Source organism: Nocardia veterana NBRC 100344, from assembly GCF_000308855.1.
Taxonomy (GTDB): domain Bacteria; phylum Actinomycetota; class Actinomycetes; order Mycobacteriales; family Mycobacteriaceae; genus Nocardia; species Nocardia veterana.
The window spans coordinates 1-8,976 of sequence record NZ_BAGM01000133.1 but is presented as its reverse complement, the minus strand read 5'-3'; the positions used below and the strand labels follow the sequence as shown (position 1 = coordinate 8,976).

Annotated in this window: 9 protein-coding genes; 4 read left to right on the top strand and 5 right to left on the bottom strand. The window is 67.9% G+C overall.

Annotated features, from left to right (window positions below; all coding sequences use genetic code 11):
* Nucleotides 1-234: 234 nt before the first annotated feature.
* Entirely contained in the window at nucleotides 235-645 is a 411-nt protein-coding gene (locus tag ON37_RS25720) for a DUF5318 domain-containing protein (RefSeq protein WP_168441222.1), read from the bottom strand.
* Between the two features lie 147 nt (nucleotides 646-792).
* On the opposite strand from ON37_RS25720, the gene ON37_RS25715 reads away from it, so the two are divergent.
* On the top strand, nucleotides 793-1,350 hold the full coding sequence (locus ON37_RS25715; RefSeq protein WP_040722929.1) for a PadR family transcriptional regulator: 558 nt from the start codon (nucleotides 793-795) through the stop codon (nucleotides 1,348-1,350).
* Nucleotides 1,343-2,461, top strand: a complete 1,119-nt coding sequence (locus ON37_RS25710; protein ID WP_040722928.1) for an inositol-3-phosphate synthase — start codon at nucleotides 1,343-1,345, stop codon at nucleotides 2,459-2,461. The genes ON37_RS25715 and ON37_RS25710 overlap by 8 nt, the downstream gene beginning before the upstream one ends.
* A 330-nt stretch (nucleotides 2,462-2,791) precedes the next feature.
* Here ON37_RS25710 and ON37_RS25705 read toward each other — a convergent pair whose 3' ends face one another.
* The 3 genes from ON37_RS25705 to ON37_RS25695 form a co-directional block, all read right to left on the bottom strand.
* Nucleotides 2,792-3,217 carry a GyrI-like domain-containing protein gene (locus ON37_RS25705; RefSeq protein WP_030514164.1) on the bottom strand — a complete coding sequence of 142 codons (426 nt, stop codon included), beginning with the start codon at nucleotides 3,215-3,217 and terminating at the stop codon, nucleotides 2,792-2,794.
* Nucleotides 3,218-3,223: 6 nt separating this feature from the next.
* Nucleotides 3,224-3,721, bottom strand: a complete 498-nt coding sequence (locus ON37_RS25700; RefSeq protein WP_040722927.1) for a GyrI-like domain-containing protein — start codon at nucleotides 3,719-3,721, stop codon at nucleotides 3,224-3,226.
* 112 nt (nucleotides 3,722-3,833) lie between these two features.
* Entirely contained in the window at nucleotides 3,834-6,134 is a 2,301-nt protein-coding gene (locus ON37_RS25695) for a transglycosylase domain-containing protein (RefSeq protein WP_040722926.1), read from the bottom strand.
* A gap of 883 nt (nucleotides 6,135-7,017) precedes the next feature.
* Between ON37_RS25695 and ON37_RS25690 the strand changes: the two genes are divergently transcribed.
* Together ON37_RS25690 and ON37_RS25685 are read left to right on the top strand one after the other, a co-directional pair.
* Nucleotides 7,018-7,815 (top strand): MFS transporter, encoded by a 798-nt coding sequence (locus ON37_RS25690; RefSeq protein ID WP_210741300.1) that lies wholly within the window; start codon nucleotides 7,018-7,020, stop codon nucleotides 7,813-7,815.
* Complete coding sequence (locus ON37_RS25685) at nucleotides 7,809-8,453, top strand: HAD family hydrolase (protein WP_040722925.1); 645 nt, start codon at nucleotides 7,809-7,811, stop codon at nucleotides 8,451-8,453. Before ON37_RS25690 ends, ON37_RS25685 begins: the two co-directional genes overlap by 7 nt.
* A gap of 12 nt (nucleotides 8,454-8,465) precedes the next feature.
* On the opposite strand, the gene ON37_RS25680 is transcribed toward ON37_RS25685, so the two are convergent.
* Nucleotides 8,466-8,976: carbohydrate ABC transporter permease (locus ON37_RS25680; RefSeq protein WP_040722924.1), on the bottom strand; the 511-nt coding region annotated here is incomplete at its 5' end.

The window sequence follows — 8,976 nt, the reverse complement described above, 5'->3', positions numbered from 1 at the left end:
GACGCGGCGGTAGCGGTCGGGCACCGGGCGGGGTCCCGCCGGCCGGACGCGGCGGATAACCACCGGGCCCGGATTGCGGGCCGCGCGGTCGACCGCCGTTCGGTCCATCGTCGTAAGGCGAAGTCACAGCCTGGATCTCCATAACTCGATACGGTCCGGATAGCTCGGTGCGGGCGCGCTCGACCGACGTGGGCCGGTATGGGAACCGCTCCGCATATCAGTCGAGTGTGCCCGTCATTCGGCGGCGGTCCTGCGAGCGCCGCTACGACGACGCCGTGGTGCCGGGGTATGCCCCAGCACATAGGACTGCACCAGATGATTCCAACTGCAGGTCCGGCACACCTCGACCACGTGCACCGAGAACTCCTCGCGAGTCTCGGCCAGCCGCACCAATTCCTCGGGGGTACGGGCCGATCCCGCTACCGGTCCCAGACCGTCGCCGTAGACCCACGATACGAGGGTGAGCTGCTCTCTTCGGCAGATCGGACATGTGACCTCGCTCCCCCGCCCGTGGAATTTCGCCGCCCGCAGTAGATACGGATTCGCATCACATACCTCGGCGACGTCCACGCGGCCCGCATAGACATCGGCCAGCAGCGACCTGCGCCGGAGCGCATAGTCGACCACCTGCCGCTGAATTCGCACGGATCCCAGAGTACTTGCGTTGGCGGTGACACGGCATGCCGCCGAGAGAAGGCCCACGTTCGGTATCGCCTACTATATCGCTCCGATATAGTTTGTAATCGCATCCATCGGTTAGGTCTGTTCAATAGAGTCAGGAGGTGAGGCCCGGTGCTCGAACTAGCGATTCTCGGGCTGCTCCTGGAGTCACCCATGCACGGCTACGAGCTGCGCAAACGGTTGACGGGCCTGTTGGGACCGTTCCGGGCCTTCTCCTACGGGTCGCTGTACCCGACGCTGCGGCGCATGCAGACCGACGGTCTGATCGCCGAGGAGAGTCCGGCCGGCGCGGTCACCCGCCGGGCCCGCCGGGTCTACCAACTGACCGACGCCGGTAGAGAGCGGTTCGGTGAACTGCTCGCCGATACCGGTCCGCAGAACTACACCGATGACGGCTTCGGCGTTCATCTCGCCTTCTTCAGCCGCACTCCCGCCGAGGCGCGGATGCGGATTCTCGAGGGCAGACGACGTCAGGTCGAGGAGCGCCGAGAGGGACTGCGGGAGGCGATCAAGCGGGCCAGCGGAACGCTGGACCGTTACACCCGCCAACTCCATCAACTCGGTCTCGAATCAAGCGAGCGTGAAGTGCGCTGGCTCAACGAGTTGATTGCAGCGGAGCAATCAATGAAGGCGGCACCACAGAAAGAGGGAAATGTCGGCCATGAGTGATGTCAATCCGGCTGCCACCGGCGAGGGCGCCGTATCCGATACCGAGATTCGCGTCGCGATCGTTGGCGTGGGTAACTGCGCCTCCTCGCTGGTCCAGGGCGTGCAGTACTACAAGGATGCGGATGAGAACGCGACCGTGCCCGGCCTGATGCACGTCAAGTTCGGCCAGTACCACGTGCGCGATGTGAAGTTCGTCGCGGCGTTCGACGTCGACGCGAAGAAGGTCGGTTTCGACCTGTCCGATGCGATCTTCGCCAGCGAGAACAACACCATCAAGATCTCCGACGTGCCGCCCACCGGCGTCACCGTCCAGCGGGGTCCGACCCTCGACGGCATCGGCAAGTACTACGCGCAGACCATCGAGGTCTCCGAGGCGGAGCCGGTCGACGTCGTGCAGGCACTGAAGGACGCCAAGGTCGATGTGCTGGTTTCGTACCTGCCGGTCGGCTCGGAAGATGCGGACAAGTTCTACGCGCAGTGTGCCATCGACGCCAACGTCGCATTCGTGAACGCGCTGCCCGTCTTCATCGCCTCCGACCCCGCCTGGGCGCAGAAGTTCGTGGACGCCGGTGTGCCGATCGTCGGTGACGACATCAAGTCTCAGGTCGGCGCGACCATCACCCACCGCGTGATGGCCAAGCTGTTCGAGGACCGCGGCGTGCAGCTGGACCGCACCATGCAGCTCAACGTCGGCGGCAACATGGACTTCAAGAACATGCTCGAGCGCGAGCGCCTGGAGTCCAAGAAGATCTCCAAGACCCAGGCCGTCACCAGCAACCTGAAGAAGGAACTGGGCGCCAACGACGTGCACATCGGCCCCTCCGACCACGTCGGCTGGCTCGACGACCGCAAGTGGGCCTACGTGCGGCTCGAGGGTCGCGCCTTCGGTGACGTGCCGCTGAACCTGGAGTACAAGCTCGAGGTGTGGGACTCGCCGAACTCCGCCGGCATCATCATCGACGCGGTGCGCGCGGCCAAGATCGCCAAGGACCGCGGCATCGGCGGCCCGGTCATCCCGGCCTCGGCCTACCTGATGAAGTCCCCGCCGAAGCAGCTCGCCGACGACGTCGCGCGCGCCCAGCTGGAAGCGTTCATCATCGGCGCTGAGTAATTCGGCTGAATAGTTTGGCTGAATAGTTGGCCTCGCTCCGCTCGGCGGGTTCGCGGCCCCTGGGGCTCGCCGATGCGGTGCCGTGGCTTGCTCCTTCGTCGCGTGCACCACGGCACCGCATCGGCGAGCCGGCCGCGAACGGGGCCTCCTCGAGGTCGGCCCGTGCGGGGCTGGCTGAGTGACCGATCGCTCGGGGTTCGGACATCGCGCAACAGCGGGTAGGCGCCGGACCGCGGCGATGCTGCCGGGCGCTACGGACGATGGATCGAAAAGGGCTGGGCCCCACGGGATTCCCGTGGGGCCCAGCCCTTTTCGGTGGCTTGCTCGGACTCAGTCCAGTGACACGTACACCTCGACCGAGGTCGGGCCGGTGTAGCGTTCGATCTCCGCGGTGTGGGAGCGGGTGATGGTGCCGGCGCTCTCGGCCTTGGCGACCTTGGCCCAGGCGGTGCGGAGCAGGTCGTACGGCTTGTCGGAGACGACGAATTTGGCGTAGCGGCCCGCGGGGATGCGGGTGATCACGTCGCCGGTGTCGAGTTCGTCGAGTCCGCCGAGTTCGTAGCCGAGGACCGCGACCGCGTGGTCGTCCTGGCCGATGTAGGCGGCGACGCGCGGGACGTTCTTCTCCCGCGACAGGTAGCGGTCCCAGGTGAAATTCACCAGATCCAGATCCCGGGCGGTCACCTCGCGCCCGGCCAGCGGGACCGTGAGCCCGCCGACCAGGCTCGGCTCCAGGGTGACGATTTCGAAGTCCACGAGTCCCTACCTGTCGCTCTCGCCGGTGGAAATAGCTTGTGCCACACTGCTGTTCACCGAATCGCCCTGCAACGCGACGAACACCTCGACGGTACGTGCGTCCGGATAGTGCTCGAAATCGCCGGTGTAGGCGCGGACCAGGGCCCCCGCCGCCTCCAGATCCCAGACGGCGCGCCAGATCGAGACGATGGTGTCGCCGAGATTGTCGCCGGTGCGCAGGAACCGGGCGAACTTTCCGGCGGGCACCCGGGCCAGCACATCACCCGGCTGCAGGTCGTCCAGGCTCTCGCAGCGATAGCCCACGATATGGGTCAGATACGAACCGATTTCGGGCGCGTGATCGACATAGGCCGTCGCCGGCGGGCCGGGTAACCGACGCGCCAGAGTCCGCTTCCACGCCTCCTCCACCTTCTGCCGGCGCGGTCCCTCGACCGCCAGCGCCGGGCTGCGTAGCACCGTGCCCGCCACCAGTGTCTCGTGGCGCTCAACGACATTGAAATCCACCCGTGTCGCCCCTAATGTCTCGTGATTCGACCCCGTTCCACCCTATCGGCGTGTGCTGGGTGATGGCCGGATAACAACGATTCGATTCTTCACAGCATGCCGGATCGGCCGGTCATCCCGGCACCGGCACCGTCAAGCCCGGAAAGATCTCCACCTGCCGCGGCGGCGGGGGCGGCGGGGGTGGCGGCGGCGCGGGGGGAATGATGATCACCGGCGGCGCCTGGGGTTCCTGCTGCTGCTGCTGTGGCGGCTGCAGGATGTCGAACGGCGCCTGCCCGGTCGGCTGCGGCGCCGCGGGTTGTGGTTCCGGACCGGCGAACGGTCCGGAAGCCGGGGGTGGCGCCGCGAACGGGCCGGCCGCCGCGCTGGGATCCGGATTCGCGAACTGCTCGACCGGCGTACCGGCCAAGGCCCCGTCCATGGTTCGTTTCCAGATGTCGGAGGGCAGCCCGGAACCGTAGATCGCGCCGCCGCCCGCGGTCCGAATCGCCTGCGGCTGATCACTTCCCACCCAGACCGCGGTGGACAGCGAGGGCGTGAAACCGATCATCCACGCATCCTTGTTCTCGCCGGTATCACCGAGCTGAGTGGTCCCGGTCTTGGCCGCCGAGGGCCGGCCGGCCAGGTTGTGGCCGTTCGAATAGCCGGGGATCGGTTGCATCGCCTTGGTGGTCGTGTCGGTGACACCGCGCGGGAAACGCTGCTGCGGGGCCGGCAACGGGCTGCCCACGCCGGGCGAACCGCGATCGAGCAGCACCCGGCCGTCGCCGGCCACCACGCGCTGCACGAAATACGGCTGGTGATAGGTGCCGCCGGCCGCGATGGTCGCGTAGGCGGAGGCCATATCGATGGGCCGGACCGAGTACACGCCGAGCACGATCGACGGCGCGGGATTACCGTCGGGCTCGCTCAGCGTCGTGCCGGGGACGCCCGGCAGCTGAGTCGGAATTCCGGCCTGATGGGCGGCATCGGCCACGGCTCGCGGTCCGATCGCCTCGGTGAGCCGGATGAAGCTGGTGTTCAGCGACCGCTTGAACGCCTCGGCCAGACTGCAGGTCCCACACGATTCGCCCTCGACATTCGTCACCCGCACCCCGTTCACCATGACCGGCGAACTGTCCAATTGCGAGGTCAGCGTGAAACCCTGCTGCAGGGCGGCCAACATGGCGAACGTCTTGAACGACGAACCCGTCTGCAGCGGCGCCTGCGCGAAGTCGTAGCCGACCCCGTCCTCACCGCCGTAGTAGGCCCGTACCGCGCCGGAGCGCGGATCGATCGACACCACCGCACTCCGCAGCTGCGGCGGCTGCCCGTCCAGGGTGCGGTGCACCGCGTCCAGCGCCGCCTGCTGTGCCTTGGCGTCGATCGTGGTGACGATCTGCAGCGCCCCGGTATTGATCTCCTGATCGCTGATCCCCGCCGAGCGCAGTTCCTTCAGCACCTGGGTGCGGATCAGGCCGGCCGGGCCGCGCGCGGCATCGTCATCCGGTTTGGGTGCGGGCGCGATGGTCGGGAACTGCACCTTGTCGCGTTCGCCGAGCGGTAGCACCCCCATGCCGACCATGCCGTCGAGCACATAGTTCCAGCGGGCTTTGAGCTGGTCCGGATGCGTTTCCGGATCGAGGATCGAGGGGGTGCGCACGACCGCGGCCAGCACCGCGCCCTCGGCCAGCGTCAACTGTGAGACCGGCTTGTCGAAGTAGGCGCGTGCCGCCGCCGCGATTCCGTACGCGTCGCGCCCGTAATAGATCGTGTTGAGATAGGCCGCCAGAATGTCGTCTTTGCTCCACCGCCGCGCCATCTTCGCCGAGATGACCAGTTCTCGCATCTTCCGCGACAAGGTGCGTTCCGAGCTGAGGAAGGCGTTCTTCACATACTGCTGGGTGATCGTGGACCCGCCGCCGGCGTCGTCGCGGCCGAGCACGTTGTCGCGGGCCGCCCGTAGGAAGGCCGTCGCGGAGAAGCCCGGGTTGCGGTAGAAGTCGCGGTCCTCGGCCGAGAGCATGGCATCGCGCATGGTCTGCGGAACCTCCGCGAGCGGAACCGGGGTCCGGTTCCCTTCGGGCGGAACGACTTTCGCGAGCACGGTGGTGCCGTCGGCGGCGGTGACGGTGGCGATCTGATTGGTCTGCACCGCGCTGGGATCGGGTACCTCGGCACTCCAGTAGGCCAGCACCAGCAACAACGACGGCACCGCCACGAAGATCAGGAACAGCGCCAGCAGCAGCCGGCGGATTCGCTGCCCGCGGGTGCGAGGTGTGCGCTCGCCCGCGTCGGCGGGCTTCTCGCGGCGACGGGGTCGACCGCTGGTCGGCCGCGACACCCCGTCGAGTTGCCTCCACCCGGCAACCGAGGCATAGGGCGCCGTTTTCGGCCGGCCGCGCCGCGGCTTGCGGGTCGAGCTCACGATCATCTCCTCCCGGTGCGCCGGTGAACCGACACGAGAAACAACGATCCCGACCAGCCTACGGCGCTCGTCCGGAGTCGACCAGAACAGCTATCGGTCAGTAAATCGCGATAGCGGTGGAAAACGACATCCGACCGGCCGTCTGCGCGCCGAGTGTGACCTGAATAACCGTGACGGCAACCTTCGTGGCGCGCTGCCCGACCAGTGCGTCGGCAACAGCTGTGCGACGTGCCGACAACAGTGGGGTTACCGAAACGGATACGGCCGAATCAGACCTCACGACTGCATTTTGTGAACTGCGGCACCAAGCCTCCGCTCGGATGGTCGGCCGACAAACTGCCTGGTAGCTTCCGTTTTGCTCGCAACGTCGCGTTTCTCATTCGCCCGTTCTCGAATTTCCCTCTGTCCACTCCGTGCGCCTGTTCGTCCGACGAACGAGGCGGGATCGTCATATCTGCCACCACCCGCGTGTCCCGATCCGGGAGCGGGGGCGGCGCCGATGGAGTTTTCATGACACGCACCCTCGCGATGCCTTCGAATCGCGCACCGGCTCGGCCCGATACCGTCGTGCAGAGCCGCGCCGTGCTGACCGGGTATTTCGCCGGCCTCGGCGTGGTGATGGCCGTTTGGGGGACGCGGATTCCGGCCGTCCAGGCGGCTGCCGGGCTCGGCACCGCCGGGCTGGCCGGGGTACTGCTCGCGGCGGCCGTCGGTATGGTCGCCGGCCTGTACGTGGGCGGCCGCCTCGCCTCCCCGGCACGGCTTTCGATGCTCCTGACCTGCGGCGGAATCGGTCTCGCCGCAAGTCTCGCCTTGCTGGGCGGCTGCTCGGTCCCGGCCGGGGTCGCTGCCGCGGCACTGTGCTTCGGAGCCGCACGGCGTTCTGGACGTGGCGGCGAACGCCGCCGCCGTGCGTTGTCAGCGGGCGTACGGCCGGCCCATCATGTCCGGTTTCCACGCGGCCTACAGTCTCGGCGCGCTCGCGGGCGCCCTGATCGCCGTGGTGGCCGCGCACCGATCACACAGCGCCGTCTTCGGTGCCACCGCGGCCGCCGTGGTGATCGCGACGCTCGCCGTGGCTCCCGCCGCGGGCTGTGTCGGATCGCCGGTGCCCGAGACCGGGACGGACGGGGCGCCGCTCACGCCGGCTGTCTCGCGGTCCCGGATCTGGCTGTTGGGTTTGCTGGCGGCGGCGTGCCTGCTCGGTGAGGGTGCGGCCGCCGATTGGTCGGCGGTGCACCTCACCGGTATGCACGCCGCCACCGCGACCGCTGCCGCCGCCTATGCCGCCTACAGCGCGGCCATGGCCTGCGGCCGGCTGTGCGGTGACCGGGCTACCGCCCGCTTCGGCGCGCCGAAAGTTGTTCGGGCGGGCGCGATTCTGGCCTCCGCCGGATTGCTCGCGGGTCTGGTGAGCAACGCCGTGCCCCTCGCGCTGACCGGCTGGGCGCTGTTCGGCCTCGGTCTCGCCGTCGTCGTTCCGTCCCTGTTCAGTGCGGCCGGTACCGGCGGCCCGCGGGCCGCCGCGGCCGTCGCCGTCACCGGATATCTGGGTCTGCTGGCGGGGCCGGCGCTGATCGGCGCGCTGGCCACCGTGACCACCCTCCCGGTGGCCCTCATGCTGCCCGCCCTGCTCGCCGCAGGCGTGGCTGCCCTGTCTCATCGAGCCTTGGAGAACCAGTGGTAAGCACTTCCTCGCACCGGACCACCGACATCGACGCGGTCATCTTCGATTACAACGGAGTCATCGGCCTGCAGCCGACGGTTCCCATGTGGAAGCGGCTGGCCGAACTCGCGGGTTGGGACACCGAAGACCTGGGCCTGTTCCAAAGCGCCTTCTGGAGCGCCCGTGAGCCCTACGATTCCGGCGAGTTCGACGACACCGACTTCTGGTCCGCCGTGCTCGGCCGGCGCCCCGAGCCGGCCCTGCTCACCCGGCTGCGGACCGTCGACACCGCGTTGTGGACGCGGACCGACCGCCGGGTGGTGACACTGCTCGACCAGGCCCGCCGGGCGGATCTGCCGATGGTGCTGCTCTCCAACGCGCCGCATCCGGTGAGCGATGCCCTCGACGCCTCCGACTGGCGCACCCTGATGACCGATGCGCTCTACTCGGCGCGGCTCGGGATGAACAAACCGCACCCGGACACCTATCGAAACGCGCTGGCGGCCACCGGCGTTCGCGATGCCGGCCGGGTCCTGTTCATCGACGATCGGGCCGACAACTGCCGCGCCGCCGCCTCGCTCGGACTGCGCACGCTGCACTACACCGGTTCACCCGCCGAGATCCACAAGCACCTCGGTACGGATACCGTGGCCGCCTAGCGGTCCGATCGATCAGGACTTCACGCCACCGGCGGTGAGGCCCGAGATGATGCGGCGCTGGAACAGCAGCACCATGATCACCAGCGGCACCGTCACGATGACGCCGGCCGCCATGATCGCGGCATAGGGCTGGACGAGCGGATCGTTCCCGGAGAACCGCGCGATCGCGACGGTCACCGGTTCGGTGCGGTCCGCCGACAGCAGACTGGCCAGCAGGTACTCGTTGACCGCGGCGATGAACGCCAGAATCGCCGTGGTGAACACCGCCGGCGCGGCCAGCGGAAGCATGACGAGCCGGAAGGCCTGGAATCGGCTAGCGCCGTCGATGCGGGCCGCCTCCTCCAGCTCCCAGGGCAGCTCCGAGAAGAACGAGGCCAGGATGTAGACGGTCATCGGCAGCACGAACGAGATGTTCGGGATGATCATGGCCTGGTAGTGGCCGATCCAGCCGATATCGGTGAACAGCTGGAACAGCGGCGTGACCAGCACGACCACCGGGAACATCGAGGCGCTCAGGATCAGT